This is a genomic window from Enterobacter sp. HK169, from assembly GCF_001719105.1.
Classification (GTDB): Bacteria; Pseudomonadota; Gammaproteobacteria; order Enterobacterales; family Enterobacteriaceae; genus Enterobacter; species Enterobacter asburiae_B.
In genome coordinates this window covers 992,435-1,006,925 of sequence record NZ_CP017087.1, presented here as the reverse complement: position 1 = coordinate 1,006,925, position 14,491 = coordinate 992,435, and the positions used below count along the sequence as shown (strand labels likewise).

The window sequence follows — 14,491 nt, the reverse complement described above, 5'->3', positions numbered from 1 at the left end:
GTCCGCTAATTGCTTATCGTTATTCGACTGCTGGCAAAATGACCAGCAAAAAATGCCGGGAAGGCGAATTACAGATGTCGCAAGGAAGCATGCAGTGGCGGAGGTGGAAAGTGTTAACGCGTGATTTCTTAATGAAGGCAGATTGTAAGACGGCATTTGGTGCTATTGAGGAATCGCTTCTCTGGTCAGCTGAACAACGTGCGGCGTCACTCGCTGCCACGCTTGCCTGCCGCCCGGATGATGGCCCGGTATGGATTTTTGGCTACGGCTCCCTGATGTGGAACCCGGCTCTGGAATTTGTCGAATCGGCAACGGGAACGCTGCCTGGCTGGCATCGCGCATTTTGCCTGCGCCTGACGGCCGGACGCGGCAGCGCGTGCCAGCCCGGGCGCATGCTTGCACTGAAAGAGGGCGGGCGCACCACGGGCGTGGCGTATCGCCTGCCGGATGCCACGCTGGAAGAGGAGCTCACGCTGCTCTGGAAGCGCGAGATGATCACCGGCTGCTATATGCCGAGCTGGTGCAAGCTGGAACTGGACGACGGACGCACCGTCAACGCGCTGGTGTTTATTATGGACCCGCGCCATCCGCTGTATGAAGCGGATACCCGCACGCAGGTGATTGCCCCGTTGATTGCCGCCGCCAGCGGGCCTCTGGGCACCAACGCGCAGTATCTCTTCTCCCTCGATCAGGAGCTGACGCGCCTCGGCATGAAGGACGATTGTCTGAATGAGCTGGTGGTGAAGGTGAAGGCGCTGCTGGAAGGGAACCCGCTCAACAGCGCGCTGCGACCGGGTTTTGCCTGACAATACGCCCGGCTTGCCGGGCGTTTAAACTTATGCTGCCACGTAGCTGACGGAATGCTCCAGCGACTGGCTGTGGCTATCGATCAGCACATCCCACGTGCCGGTATACGGCACGGTAAGCCAGGCCTTATCGTCCTGTACGGTGAGAATATCCGCCTGGGACTGTTTTTGTGCTTTCGAACTCATCAGATGAATACGACAGCGTTCTGAGCAACGCACCACTACCGTATCCCCGCCAAACAGTTTCAAACTTGTTTTTACCAGTGCCATTTTTTACCCCGTAGTCTTAAACAACGCTCTCCCTGCTGCCATATCCGAGCGTGATGTTGTTCACAATTCACTCATGGCATAACACCAAAGGGGAGGGGGCGGGATGCTGATTTTGATCAAAAAATGGCATAACGATTAAACGAAAATGACAAAATTCCTCAAAATTTACGCTGGCGCGCGTTTTACCCGCTAAACGCGCGCCGGAAGAAGATTAAATGCGGAAATGCCCGGCTGTTTCAGCAAGGTCGCCCGCCTGGCTCTGCAGGGCACCCGCGGCAGCGGCGGATTCCACCACCAGCTCGGCGTTCTGCTGAACCATTCTGTCGAGATGGGTCACCGCGTGGTTGATCTCATGAATCCCTTTCATCTGCTCGCTGGTGGCGATGGAGATTTCGCGCATGATGCCAGAGACGCTGCCGATGCTGGAGCGGATCTCATCCATGCTTTCCCCCGCCAGATGCACGTAGCGGGAGCCGGTTGCCACGCTGTCGGTGGTGGAGTCAATCAGCGATTTGATCTCTTTCGCCGCCTGAGCGCTACGGCTCGCCAGGTTACGCACTTCACCTGCTACGACGGCAAACCCGCGCCCCTGCTCACCCGCACGCGCCGCCTCGACGGAGGCGTTCAGCGCCAGAATGTTGGTCTGGAAAGCAATGCCGTCAATCACGCTGGTGATATCGCCAATTTTTGCCGACGCGACTTCAATGGACTGCATGGTGCTGATCGCCTGCGATACCACCTCGCCGCCGCGCGCCGCGGCCGCTGAGGCCTTGCTCGCCTGGTCGTTCGCTTCTGCCGCCGATTCATTCGACTGCGTCACGGAGGCGGTGATCTGCTCCACGGCGCTGGCCGTCTCGCGCAGGCTGGATGCCGCCTGCTCGGTACGTCCGGAAAGATCCTGGTTACCTGCGGCAATCTCCTGCGCGGCGTTTTTCACCGATTCGCTGGCGTCACGGAGCTGCACCATCACCACCGACAGCTTATCGCTGAAGGCGTTAAAGGCCTGCGCAATTTGCGCGACCTCATCCTCGCCGTTATCCGGCAGGCGCTGGGACAGATCGTTAGTGCCGTTAGCAATGTTGTGCATCGCGTCGCGAATGTCGGACAAACGCTTGAGCAGGCGGGCAATCAGGAAATGCACAATCGCCGCGCTCAGGAGTGCGAGGATCACCAGCGAAATCCCCGAGGCTTTAAGCAAGGAACGCATGCCGGAGGTGGCGTCACCGCTGTCGAGCGCGATGACTAACAGCCAGTTTGTGCCCGTCACGGCTGTCGCCACGAAGGTTTTTTCCGCGTCGTTCAGCGTTCCGTCGACGGGGTTACCGCTTTTCAGCGCAGCAAAATCAATGCCTTTGATCGTCTCACCAAACGGTTTCAGCGTGAGGGCCGGATCGTTAGCGGCAATCACGCTGCCGTCGCTGTTCAGAAGCAGCCCGCTGCTGGCCGGAGTTGGATGGATCCCGCGCACGTTAGCCACCACGCTGTCCATCGCCACATCGCCCGCCACGACCGCTTTGAGCGTGCCATTTTCTTTCACCGGCACCGCAAAGGTTACCACCAGTTTACCGGTCCCCGCGTCAACGTAGGGCGCGGTGACAACCGGACCGTCCGTGCTGACCACCTGCTGATACCACGGGCGAATAGTCGGGTCATAGTCCGCCGGAACGCCCGCCGGTTCAGAGAATTTCGCCGTTTTGCTGGCGTAGCCAACATAGACGTTGGTGAATCCACCCGCCTGCGCAAGCTGTTTAAACACCGGAACCGGGTCGTCATTCAGCGCAACGGTCTGCGCGGAGGCGATCACCGTCATCTTGCTTTTTACCCAGTCGGCAATCGCCATGTTATGGCTGGCGCTGGTGCTGGTCAGGATATCGCGCTGGGACTGCTGGTTATCCTGGCGCGTGACCTGGAAGTTAATAACGGTATTAAGGAGAAGGGCGACGACCAGACAGCCTGCCGTCGCCGCGATGATGCGTGCACGAATCGATCTGAACATAAGTGAAATACCTGCTGTGTTGTTTCCATGCCTATCGGCAACCCCGCAGGTAAACTTGATGCTGAAACCGCGTCCATAAGAAAATAATATTTTTACTGGTTTATTATTAAAAAGTTAATACTTTATCGGCGGACAGCGTCCACTCGGCCAGCTCAACCAGCGTACCAATCTCTACGCCATCAATCAGCGGCAGACCGGTAATGCCGCGGCCGTCGGTGCAGGTCTTGCACAGCTTCACCGGCACGTTTTGCGCGGTGAGGATCTCCAGCATCTGCTGAATGTTATAGCCTTCTGCCGGTTTTTGACCCTTCAGCCCCGCGGTGACCGCGTCCGACATTAAAAAGAGTCGTAACGCCAGGTCGCTCTCTTTTTCACGCAGCGCAATCGCCAGGCGCAGGCTGTTAAAAAGGGATTCGCTGCCGTAAGCCGCACCGTTGGCGACGATCACAATTTTTTGCATGTTGACTCCTGTTCTTATAAAGGCACGAATATTGCTTAGCTTTCCCGAGTTTCGCTGTTCTGGAGAGTAAGCATGACATTAATGGCTGGCATTTCGCCAGGCGCTGCTGAATGGCTCGAGCGCGCAAGAATGATGCGCCGGGAGCAGCTCAGCAAGCTGGCACAGCTTGGCGTGCTTGTGCACGGCATTAGCCAACTGGTGCATATGTTACAGTGCGAGCGTGGGGCGTCCAACGTCTGGCTCTGCTCACAGGGTAAGCTCTACGCCCCCGAATGCAAAGCCAGCCGGGCGCTGGTGGATGAAAACCTCGCTGCACTTTATGACATTCTTGAAAAACAGTCGCCGATCCCGGGAAGTACCGTCTGTGAACGTATCGGCGGCGCGCTTCAGAGCCTGGACATGCTTCCCGCGCTGCGCGACGGTGTTATTCAGCAAACGGTAACGGCACCGCAGGCGATGGAACACTACTCCCGCATGCTTCGCCATCTGCTCAGTATCGTGCCGCAGCTCAATGACAGCATTGACGATCCGCAAATCGCCGGGCGTTTTGTTGCCCTTTATAGCCTGATGCAGGGGAAAGAGCTGGCGGGACAGGAGCGGGCCCTGGGGGCGATTGGCTTCACGCAGGGCTTTTTCGATGATGTGACTCGCCAGAGGCTGGTTGACCGCATTGACGGACAGCAGGCCTGCTTTGAAATTTTTCTCTCACACAGCTCCGCTGACGTCCAGACCACCTTTTCTCTGCACTGCCAGCCCGATCGTGAAACGGAGCAACTCCGGCGCGTAGCCTGTACTCGCCAGCCTGCCGCGGATGATGGCCTTACCGCTCTGGCCTGGTTTGCTCTGCAAACCGCGCGCCTTGAGCATCTGCGCACGCTGGAGGAGACGCTCATCGCCGATCTGATGACGGCGGTGGACGAGCGTATTTACCGTAACGATGAGTACGTGCCTCCCGCCGATGAGCAGGACGACCCGCTGATACAGTATCCGGAAAAACCGTTGCTCACCCTGGTGCGCCAGCAGGCACGCGAGATAGAACAGCTCTCGCGCCAGCTAGCATCGCTGCGCGATACGCTTGAAGAGCGCAAAGTCATTGATAAAGCGAAAAGCGTGCTGATGACCCACCAGAATATGAGTGAGGAACAGGCCTGGACGGCGCTGCGCAAAATGGCGATGGACAAGAACCAAAGGATGGTGGATATCGCCCGCGCGCTGCTGATGGTGAAGAATTTATGGCAGGTAACACCAAAGGAGTAGCTGCACGGTCAGCGGGCATTTGGTGCCTGATTAAGGTGCGTGCAGGCGAGGGGAGTTCGGTTAGCGCCCCGGAAACTGCGGGTTAAAACCTGGCATTCACTTTGCATTATCGGATTAACCATTTTTGACGATGCGCCAACGGCGGCGCATGCGTCTTCGGGATAAAGGCGTCCACTGGTGCTTCGGCATCGTGGGCGCTTTTTTTTGGTTTTTTTTCAGGAGTGGTCATGGCGGATTTGTCGAGACGGCGTTTTTTGCAGGCCAGCGTGCTGGCGAGTGGCGCAATGCTGTTACCGGGTATCATGCAGGCCGCATGGGCGGCAGGCTCGGATAAACCGGAGCAGGAAACGGTGCGCATCGGGTTTATCCCGCTGACCGACTGCGCCCCGGTGGTTATCGCGGCGCTGAAAGGCTTTGATAAAAAATACGGTATTACCATCGTGCCCACCAAAGAGGCGAGCTGGGCGGCGGTGCGCGACAAGCTGGTGGCGGGCGAACTCGATGCCGCGCACATTCTCTACGGCCTGCTGTACGGCCTGGAGCTGGGCATCGCCGGCAAGCCGCAGCAGATGGCGAACCTGATGACGCTCAATCAAAACGGCCAGGCAATTACGCTTTCCAGCGATCTGGCGGAGAAGGGCGTACGAGACCTTGACGGGCTGAAAAAGCTCATTGGGCAGCAGGCACCGGGCACCTACACCTTCGCGCACACCTTCCCGACCGGGACGCACGCCATGTGGCTCTACTACTGGCTGGCCAGCGTGGGCATTAACCCCTTTGACGACGTGCGTACGGTGGTGGTGCCGCCACCGCAGATGGTGATGAACATGCGCATTGGCAACATGGTCGGCTTTTGCGTCGGCGAGCCGTGGAGCGCCCGGGCCATCAACGACCGCATCGGTTTTACCGCCGCCACGTCGCAGTCTATCTGGGCCGATCATCCGGAAAAAATCCTCGGTACGCGCCGCGACTGGGTGGAGAAAAACCCGCACACCGCGCGGGCGCTGGTGAGCGCGGTACTGGAGGCGGCGCGCTGGATCGAAGCCTCCCCGGAAAACAAACGCGAGACCGCGCAGATCCTCTCCCGCCGGGCGTGGCTCAACTGCAAAGAACAGTATCTCACCGGACGCATGCTCGGCGAGTACGACAACGGCCTGGGCCAGCGCTGGCATGACGCGCACCCGATCCGCTTCTTCAACGAGGGGGCCGTCAGCTACCCGTATCTCTCCGACGGCATGTGGTTCTTAACCCAGTTCCGCCGCTGGGGCTTGCTCAAATCCGCGCCGGACTACGCGGGCATCGCGCAGCGCATTAACCAGACCGCGGTCTGGCAGGATGCCGCCACGGCGGTGGGGGGCATCAGCACACCGACTTCACCATTACGCAGCAGCACATTGATGGACGGCACCGTCTGGAACGGTACCGATCCGGAAGGATACGCCAGCCGTTTCGCCATTCACCGTAAAGGGGCCTGATTATGCAGCATCTGCAAAAGACGAATTCACACGAGACGCCGGAGAGTGGGGAGGTGATTGTCCTGCCTCCGGTGCAGGTTCGCCGCCGTACGCCGACGTTTGCGCGTCGGATTAACGCTATCCTCCAGCGCATCATCCCGGCGTTTCTCGGTCTGGGACTGCTGGTGGTGCTCTGGCAGCTGGCGGCGATTAACAGCAAAGGTTTCCCGACGCCGCTCAGCACGCTCGATTCCGCCATCACCCTGTTTGCCGATCCGTTTTATCGTGACGGGCCTAACGATATGGGCATCGGCTGGAACGTGCTCGCCTCATTACAGCGCGTGGCGGTGGGCTTTGGCCTGGCCGCGCTCGCCGGGATCCCGCTCGGCTTCCTGATTGGTCGCTTCACCTTTTTCTCTCGCATGTTCGGCCCGCTGATCGCGCTGTTACGCCCGGTTAGCCCGCTGGCCTGGCTGCCCATCGGCCTGCTGCTGTTCCAGAAAGCGGAGCCCGCGTCGAGCTGGACCATTTTCATCTGCTCCATCTGGCCGATGGTGATCAACACCGCCGAAGGCGTACGCCGCATTCCGCAGGACTACCTCAACGTGGCCCGGGTGCTGCAGCTTTCCGAGTGGACCATCATGCGCCGCATTCTCTTCCCGGCGGTGCTGCCCGCGGTGCTGACCGGGGTGCGTCTCTCCATCGGCATCGCCTGGCTGGTGATCGTCGCCGCCGAGATGCTCACCGGAGGTTTAGGGATCGGCTTCTGGATCTGGAACGAGTGGAACAACCTCAACGTTGAAAACATTCTCATCGCCATCGTCATCATTGGCGTGGTCGGGCTGCTGCTGGAGCAGGGGCTGATGCTGATCGCCCGTCGCTTTAGCTGGCAGGAAAAATAAGGAGCGAACATGAAACCATTAATTCAGGTCCAGGCCGTGAGCCAGCGTTTTTCCACCGCCAGCGGCGAGTTTCTTGCGCTGCAAAACGTCTCTTTTGATATCCACGAGGGCGAAACCGTCAGCCTGATCGGGCACTCCGGCTGCGGCAAATCGACGCTGCTGAACCTCATCGCCGGTATTACCCTGCCGACGGAAGGCGGGCTGATCTGCGACAACCGTGAAATCGCCGGGCCGGGTCCGGAGCGCGCCGTGGTCTTTCAGAATCATTCGCTGCTGCCGTGGCTCACCTGCTTCGACAACGTGGCCCTGGCGGTCGATCACGTGTTTCGCCACAGCATGAGCAAGGCGGAGCGCAGGGAGTGGATCGAGCACAACCTCGACCGCGTGCAGATGGGGCACGCCCTGCACAAGCGACCGGGGGAGATCTCCGGCGGCATGAAGCAGCGCGTCGGTATTGCCCGCGCGCTGGCGATGAAGCCGAAAGTCCTGCTGATGGATGAACCCTTCGGCGCCCTCGACGCCCTGACGCGCGCGCATCTGCAGGACTCGGTGATGCAGATCCAGCAGGCGCTGAACACCACCATCGTGCTCATTACCCACGACGTGGACGAGGCGGTGCTGCTCTCCGATCGCGTGCTGATGATGACCAACGGCCCGGCGGCCACCGTCGGGGAGATCCTGCGCGTGGACCTGCCGCGCCCGCGCAACCGGGTGCAGCTGGCCGACGACAGCCGCTATCACCACATGCGCCAGCAGATCCTCCATTTCCTCTATGAAAAGCAGCCGAAAGCGGCGTAACGAGGGGTTTTGATGCGACTGGTCATTATCGGAAATGGCATGGCGGCCACGCGGCTGATTGCCTCGCTCACCGGGCGTGCTGACGGTCGTTTCGCTATCACCGTCATCGGTGACGAGCCGGAGCATGCCTATAACCGCATCCAGCTTTCGCCGGTCCTGGGCGGTGAAAAGCAGGCTGCAGACATCTGTTTGCAGGATGACGACTGGTACCAGTCGCGCGGCGTGACGGTGCTGCGGGGTGAAAAGGCGATCGCCGTGAACGTGGACGCGCGGGAAGTGCAAACCACCGCCCGCACGCTGGGCTGGGACGCGCTGGTGTTTGCCACCGGATCAACGCCCTTTATTCCGCCAATCCCCGGCTGCGATGCGCCGCATGTGTTCACGTTCCGCACCCTGGAGGATACCCGGGCCATTCGGACGATCGCCGGTCCGGCGGTGGTGCTGGGCGGCGGCGTGCTCGGGGTTGAGACGGCGGCAGCGCTGGCGCGCTCAGGTGACAACGTCACGCTGGTTCATCGCGGCCCGTGGCTGATGGAGCAGCAGCTGGATCGGCAGGCGGGAATGCTGCTGGAAGAGGCGCTGGCGGCGCGGGGCGTGCGCTGTGAGCTCGCCTCGGGCATCGCAGCGGTGAGCGGGAATAGCGTGACGCTGCTCAACGGGCGCCGCGTCGTCGCCGCGCGCGTGGTGCTGGCGACCGGCGTGCAGCCCAGCGTCGCGCTGGCGCAGGCCAGCGGCATTCGCTGCGCGCGCGGCATCGTGGTGGATCACCAGATGCAAACCTCCGAACCGAACGTCTACGCCATCGGCGAGTGCTGCGAAATTGACGGGCAGACGTTTGGCCTGGTCGCCCCCTGCCTGGCGCAGGCGGAAATCCTGGCCGCGCGGCTGGCCGGGGACGCTACCGCGCCGTTTACCCTGACCGACAGCGGGATGCGCCTCAAGGTGACGGGCGTGGAGCTGTTCAGCCTCGGCCGTGCGGCGGAGCAGGAGGGCGACGTGGTCTGGAGCGCATGGGATCCGATGACCCGTCACTATCGTCGTTTATTGATCCATCAGGGGGCGCTGGCTGGCGCGCTGTTGATGGGCGACTGCCGCAGCGCGGCAACGTTTACCGATTTACTGGCAACGGCTGCGCCCGCCCACGCGGACTGGCTGTTCGATCGTTTCACTACGCAACCGCAGGTTGCAGGACAGAATGCTATGACAAAACCTACTCTGGTGGTGGTTGGGCACGGTATGGTCGGCCATCATTTCCTCGAAGACTGCGTTAAGCGCAATCTGCATCAGCAGTATCAGATCGTCGTCTTTGGCGAGGAGCGCTATGCCGCCTACGACCGCGTGCATTTGTCGGAATATTTTGGCGGCCGCAGCGCGGCGTCGCTCTCGCTGGTGGAGGGGGATTTCTTTGCCGACAGCGGCATTGAGCTGCGCCTGTCGCAGCAGATCGTCGGCATCGATCGCGACGCGCGCGTGGTTCGTACCGCCAGCGGGCATGAGACCCACTGGGACAAGCTGGTGCTGGCGACCGGCTCATACCCGTTCGTTCCGCCCGTGCCGGGCAACGATTTGCCGGGCTGTTTTGTCTACCGCACCCTTGACGACCTGGACAACATTGCTGCACATGCGGCGGGCTCGCGCCGCGGCGTGGTGATTGGCGGCGGCCTGCTCGGACTGGAGGCGGCGAATGCCCTGAAGCAGCTCGGGCTGGAAACCCACGTGGTGGAGTTTGCGCCCAACCTGATGGCGGTCCAGCTCGACAACGACGGCGCGGCGATGCTGCGCAAGAAAATCGAGGCGCTGGGCGTCGGCGTTCACACCAGTAAAGCCACGACGGAGATCGCCACCGCGGACGGCGGGCTGGTGCTGCGCTTTGCCGATGGCGAACAGCTGGAAACGGACATGGTGGTCTTTTCGGCGGGCATCCGTCCGCAGGACGCGCTGGCGCGCAGCAGCGGGCTGGCTATCGGCGAACGCGGCGGGATCTGCATTGACGACGGCTGCCAGACCTCCGATCCGGACGTGCTGGCCATCGGCGAATGCGCCCTGTGGGAGGGGAAAATCTTCGGTCTGGTCGCGCCCGGCTATCAGATGGCGCGGGTGGCCGCCGCCGCGCTGGCGGGGGAGGATAAAACCTTCACCGGCGCGGATATGAGCACTAAGCTCAAGCTGCTCGGCGTGGACGTGGCCTCGTTCGGCGACGCCCACGGGCGCACCCCGGGGGCGCTGAGCTACCAGTGGACGCACGGCCCGCAGCAAATCTACAAGAAAATCGTGGTCAGCCACGACGGCAAAACGCTGCTCGGCGGCGTGCTGGTGGGCGATGCCAGCGAATACGCCACGCTGGTGCAGATGATGCTTAACGGCATCAGCCTGCCGAAAGAGCCGGAAACGCTCATTTTACCCGCGTCGTCAGGCAGCGCGCCAAAAGCGCTCGGCGTGGCGGCGCTGCCGGAAAGCGCGCAGATCTGTTCGTGTCATAACGTCAGTAAAGGCGATATTTGCCGGGCGGTGAGCGCGGGCGCGGCGGATATCGGCGCCGTTAAGCAGTGCACCAAAGCGGCGACCGGCTGCGGCGGATGTAGTGCACTGGTGAAGCAGGTGATGGAGTTCCAGCTGGCGGAGCAGGGCGTGGAGGTGAAAAAGGACATCTGCGAGCACTTCCCGTACTCGCGCCAGGAGATTTACCACCTCGTGCGCGTCAACCATATCCGCACCTTTGACCAGCTTATCAGCCGCTACGGACAGGGGCACGGATGCGAGATCTGCAAGCCGCTGGTGGGATCGGTGCTCGCCTCCTGCTGGAACGAGTATCTGCTGAAACCGGCGCACCTGCCGCTGCAGGATACCAACGACCGCTACTTCGCCAACATCCAGAAGGACGGCACATACTCCATCGTGCCGCGCATGCCCGCAGGGGAAGTGACTGCCGACGGGCTGATTGCCATCGGGCAGATTGCGAAACGCTACAGCCTGTACAGCAAAATTACCGGCGGACAGCGTATCGATCTTTTCGGCGCCACTCTGGAACAGCTGCCGGCGATCTGGCAGGCGCTGGTGGAGGCCGGGTTTGAAACCGGACACGCCTACGGGAAATCCCTGCGCACGGTGAAATCCTGCGTCGGCTCGACCTGGTGCCGCTACGGCGTGCAGGACTCCACCGGCCTCGCGGTCCGGCTGGAGCACCGCTACAAGGGCCTGCGCGCGCCGCACAAAATCAAAATGGCGGTCTCAGGCTGCACCCGCGAGTGCGCGGAGGCGCAGAGCAAAGACGTGGGGGTGATTGCCACCGATAAGGGCTGGAACCTCTATCTGTGCGGCAACGGCGGGATGAAGCCGCGCCACGCGGATCTCTTCGCCAGCGATCTGGACGACGAAACGCTGATCCGCACCGTCGACCGTTTCCTGATGTTTTACATCCGCACGGCGGATCGCCTGCAGCGCACCAGCACCTGGATGGACAACCTGGAAGGCGGCCTCGACTATCTGCGGGAGGTGATCCTCAACGACAGCCTCGGTATCGCCCACGAGCTGGAGCAGGAGATGGCCCGGGTGGTGGAAACCTACCAGTGCGAATGGCAAACCACGCTCAGCGATCCCAGCCGCCTGGCGCTGTTCCGCACGACGGTGAACGAGACCGCGCCGGATGAAAGCAAGCGCTGGCAGGAAATTTGCGGCATCGACGATATCCCCGAGCAGGCGGGCATCGGCGCGCGGCTTGGACGTAAGCCGATTGCGCTCTTCCGCTTTGGTAAAACCGTTTACGCCCTCGACGATCGGGAGCCGGGCGGCGATGCGAATGTGCTTTCACGCGGCATTCTTGGCGATGCGGCGGGCGAGCCGGTGGTGATTTCACCGCTCTACAAGCAGCGCATTCGCCTGCGCGACGGCTGTCAGGTGGAGAGCGGCGAACCCGCGGTGCGCGCCTGGCCGGTGAAGATTGAAAACGGCAAGGTGTGGGTTGGCAGCGACGCCCTGGTAATGCGTGCGGAGGCCTCATGACGGAAACCCGGACAACGTGCCCCTACTGCGGGGTGGGCTGCGGCGTGATCGTCCGCGTGCAAGGTGAAGCGGTCAGCGTTCGGGGAGATGAAACCCATCCTGCGAACCTGGGTCGCCTGTGCGTGAAAGGATCGGCTCTGGGGGAGACCACGGGCTTACAGGGGCGGCTTTTGCGCCCGGTCGTTGACGGCCTTGAGGTGGACTGGGCGCAGGCGCTGAGCGCGGCAGGAGAGCGTCTGCGGGACATTATCGATAAATGGGGGCCGCAGGCGGTGGCGTTTTACGCCTCCGGCCAGCTGTTGACCGAGGATTACTATGCCGCCAACAAGCTGATGAAAGGGTTTATCGGCGCGGCAAACATCGATACCAACTCCCGGCTCTGTATGTCCTCGGCGGTGGTGGGCTACAAGCGCGCCTTTGGCGAAGACGTGGTGCCGTGCGGCTACGAGGATATGGAAAACAGCGATCTGGTGGTGCTGGCTGGCTCGAACGCGGCCTGGACGCATCCGGTGCTCTATCAGCGGCTGGTGCAGGCGAAGCACGACAACCCGCGGATCAAGGTGGTGGTAATCGATCCCCGCAGAACCGCCACCTGTGATATTGCTGACCTGCATCTGGCGCTCGCCCCCGGCAGCGACGCCGGGCTGTTTGTCGGTCTGCTTAATGTGATTCAGGGAACGGATGAGTGGCCCGTTGAGCGCGTGGCGGCGTTTTGCGGCCTCTCGCCGCAGGATATAGGCACCTTTTATGACTGGTTTATGACGGCGCCCCGGGCCATCACGCTCTACACCATGGGGATCAACCAGTCCGCCAGCGGCAGCGACAAGTGTAACGCCATCATTAACGTTCATCTTGCCAGCGGGAAGTTCAACCGTCCGGGCTGCGGCCCGTTTTCGCTGACCGGACAGCCAAACGCGATGGGGGGAAGGGAAGTGGGCGGGCTGGCTAACCAGCTGGCGGCGCACATGAACTTTGAGCCGGACGATCTCTCGCGGGTGGCGCGTTTCTGGGGAACGGAACGGCTGGCGCAAACCCCGGGCCTGATGGCGGTGGAGCTGTTTGACGCCATTGCCCGCGGCGAGGTGAAGGCGGTGTGGATCATGGGCACTAACCCCGCCGTGTCGCTTCCGGACAGCCACGCGGTGTGTCAGGCGCTGGCGAACTGCCCGCTGGTGATGATCTCTGAGGTGATGAAGGATACCGATACCAGCCGGTTCGCCCATATCCGTTTTCCGGCGCTGGGCTGGGGGGAGAAGGACGGGACGGTGACAAACTCGGAACGCCGCATTTCGCGCCAGCGCGCGTTTCTGCCCGCGCCGGGCGAGGCGAAGCCGGACTGGTGGATCGTCGCGCAGATGGCGAAACGGCTGGGCTACGGCGAGGCCTTTGCCTGGCAACATCCGCACGAGATTTTTTGCGAACATGCGGCGCTGACGGCCTTTGAAAATGACGGCGCGCGGGCATTGAGTCTTCATGAACTGGCTGCGCTAACCCGCGAGGAGTGGGATCAGCTTGAGCCTTATCAGTGGCCGACGGGGAGTTTTCCGCGCCGAAACATCGTTCCCGTTAACCCTCTGTCGCACGGCGCGACGGTCAGCGCGTTATACCCGCTGATTCTCAACTCGGGGCGCATCCGCGATCAGTGGCATACCATGACCCGAACGGGATACGTGGCGAGGCTGATGCAGCATATCGCCGAACCGTTTGTTGAGGTTGGCCCGGCAGACGCCGTTCGGTTTTCCCTGTGCGACGGCCAGCTGGCGCGCATCAGCTCGCCGCGCGGCGTGATGGTGGCAAGAGTGCGAATCAGCGACGGGATACGGGAAGGCGAGGCGTTTGCCCCGATGCACTGGAACGCCGGGTTTGCCCGCCAGGGAAAGGTGAATGCGCTGGTGGAAGGGCGCTGCGATCCGGTTTCGGGCCAGCCAGAGAGTAAACAAACCGCCGTCAGGATCCTGCCCTGGCAGCCCGCCTGGCAGGGGGAACTCTATGCCCGGGAATGGCCGGAAATGCCCTCTTCGGCTTACTGGTGGCGTAAAGCCTCACGCCTGACGGTGGCGGGCGATCAACCGCTGCTGCCGTGGGTAATGGAATACGCCAGCGCTCGTGGCTGGCAGCTGCAGGTTGCGCAAACCGGCGAACGCAGCAGCGTGCTGGCCTGGCATGAAGGCCAGCTGATGCTGGGCTTCTGGGAGGGCACCGCGTTACCGGCGCTGGCGCATGCGGTGATTGAAGCCGCTTTTCAATCCCCACCCGTGCTTCTCGCAGAACGCCACGCCTTGTTGAACGGGCAGAGCGTCGGGGAGGCGGCGGATCCGGGACGCATCATCTGCAGCTGTTTCAGCGTCGGGGAGAATGCGATACGGGAGGCGATCGTCGGCGGGTGTGATTCCGTCACCGCGCTGGGGGCGACGCTGCGCTGCGGTACGAACTGTGGCTCCTGCGTGCCGGAGCTGAAAGGGCTGTTTCAGGATAATCCTGAAATGTCCGCCAGAACTGCATTTCAAGGCTTATCGCGTTAACATAATAGGAGTTTATTCATAAACACA

At 61.6% G+C, this 14,491-nt stretch carries 10 protein-coding genes; 7 read left to right on the top strand and 3 right to left on the bottom strand.

All coding sequences use genetic code 11. The features are described 5' to 3' along the window. The first annotated feature begins 110 nt into the window (after window positions 1-110). Window positions 111-806, top strand: coding sequence for a gamma-glutamylcyclotransferase (locus EnteroDNA1_RS04870; RefSeq protein ID WP_047061041.1), 696 nt, complete (start codon window positions 111-113; stop codon window positions 804-806). A 30-nt stretch (window positions 807-836) separates the two neighbouring features. Here EnteroDNA1_RS04870 and EnteroDNA1_RS04865 read toward each other — a convergent pair whose 3' ends face one another. The 3 genes from EnteroDNA1_RS04865 to EnteroDNA1_RS04855 form a co-directional block, all read right to left on the bottom strand. Next, window positions 837-1,076, bottom strand: a complete 240-nt coding sequence (locus EnteroDNA1_RS04865; protein ID WP_010432930.1) for a DUF1883 domain-containing protein — start codon at window positions 1,074-1,076, stop codon at window positions 837-839. Between the two features lie 211 nt (window positions 1,077-1,287). Then, the gene (locus EnteroDNA1_RS04860; RefSeq protein WP_069302966.1) at window positions 1,288-3,072 is read right to left on the bottom strand and encodes a methyl-accepting chemotaxis protein; all 1,785 of its coding nucleotides are present in this window, start codon (window positions 3,070-3,072) and stop codon (window positions 1,288-1,290) included. Between the two features lie 106 nt (window positions 3,073-3,178). After that, on the bottom strand, window positions 3,179-3,532 hold the full coding sequence (locus EnteroDNA1_RS04855) for a DsrE/DsrF/TusD sulfur relay family protein (protein ID WP_008499522.1): 354 nt from the start codon (window positions 3,530-3,532) through the stop codon (window positions 3,179-3,181). A gap of 72 nt (window positions 3,533-3,604) precedes the next feature. On the opposite strand from EnteroDNA1_RS04855, the gene nasR reads away from it, so the two are divergent. The 6 genes from nasR (at window position 3,605) to EnteroDNA1_RS04825 (ending at window position 14,464) form a co-directional block, all read left to right on the top strand. Further along, window positions 3,605-4,789 carry a nitrate regulatory protein NasR gene (gene nasR, locus EnteroDNA1_RS04850; RefSeq protein WP_069302965.1) on the top strand — a complete coding sequence of 395 codons (1,185 nt, stop codon included), beginning with the start codon at window positions 3,605-3,607 and terminating at the stop codon, window positions 4,787-4,789. 227 nt (window positions 4,790-5,016) lie between these two features. Then, window positions 5,017-6,264: a CmpA/NrtA family ABC transporter substrate-binding protein gene (locus tag EnteroDNA1_RS04845; RefSeq protein WP_069302964.1), complete on the top strand. Its 1,248-nt coding sequence runs from the start codon at window positions 5,017-5,019 to the stop codon at window positions 6,262-6,264. A 2-nt stretch (window positions 6,265-6,266) separates the two neighbouring features. Further along, entirely contained in the window at window positions 6,267-7,145 is an 879-nt protein-coding gene (gene ntrB / locus EnteroDNA1_RS04840; RefSeq protein WP_033145770.1) for a nitrate ABC transporter permease, read from the top strand. Between the two features lie 9 nt (window positions 7,146-7,154). Then, window positions 7,155-7,943 carry an ABC transporter ATP-binding protein gene (locus EnteroDNA1_RS04835; protein ID WP_033145769.1) on the top strand — a complete coding sequence of 263 codons (789 nt, stop codon included), beginning with the start codon at window positions 7,155-7,157 and terminating at the stop codon, window positions 7,941-7,943. Window positions 7,944-7,955: 12 nt separating this feature from the next. Then, window positions 7,956-11,942, top strand: coding sequence for a nitrite reductase large subunit NirB (gene nirB, locus EnteroDNA1_RS04830; RefSeq protein WP_073000660.1), 3,987 nt, complete (start codon window positions 7,956-7,958; stop codon window positions 11,940-11,942). Next, window positions 11,939-14,464, top strand: coding sequence for a nitrate reductase (locus tag EnteroDNA1_RS04825; protein ID WP_069302963.1), 2,526 nt, complete (start codon window positions 11,939-11,941; stop codon window positions 14,462-14,464). Before nirB ends, EnteroDNA1_RS04825 begins: the two co-directional genes overlap by 4 nt. The last annotated feature ends 27 nt before the right edge of the window (window positions 14,465-14,491 follow it).

What these genes read in the sequence shown, in the direction of transcription:
- EnteroDNA1_RS04825 (WP_069302963.1), top strand. Translation starts at nt 11,939, where the DNA reads ATGACGGAAACCCGGACAACGTGCCCCTACTGCGGGGTGGGCTGCGGC.
- ntrB (WP_033145770.1), top strand. Translation starts at nt 6,267, where the DNA reads ATGCAGCATCTGCAAAAGACGAATTCACACGAGACGCCGGAGAGTGGG.
- EnteroDNA1_RS04860 (WP_069302966.1), bottom strand. Translation starts at nt 3,072, where the DNA reads ATGTTCAGATCGATTCGTGCACGCATCATCGCGGCGACGGCAGGCTGT.
- EnteroDNA1_RS04865 (WP_010432930.1), bottom strand. Translation starts at nt 1,076, where the DNA reads ATGGCACTGGTAAAAACAAGTTTGAAACTGTTTGGCGGGGATACGGTA.
- EnteroDNA1_RS04835 (WP_033145769.1), top strand. Translation starts at nt 7,155, where the DNA reads ATGAAACCATTAATTCAGGTCCAGGCCGTGAGCCAGCGTTTTTCCACC.
- nirB (WP_073000660.1), top strand. Translation starts at nt 7,956, where the DNA reads ATGCGACTGGTCATTATCGGAAATGGCATGGCGGCCACGCGGCTGATT.
- EnteroDNA1_RS04845 (WP_069302964.1), top strand. Translation starts at nt 5,017, where the DNA reads ATGGCGGATTTGTCGAGACGGCGTTTTTTGCAGGCCAGCGTGCTGGCG.
- nasR (WP_069302965.1), top strand. Translation starts at nt 3,605, where the DNA reads ATGACATTAATGGCTGGCATTTCGCCAGGCGCTGCTGAATGGCTCGAG.
- EnteroDNA1_RS04855 (WP_008499522.1), bottom strand. Translation starts at nt 3,532, where the DNA reads ATGCAAAAAATTGTGATCGTCGCCAACGGTGCGGCTTACGGCAGCGAA.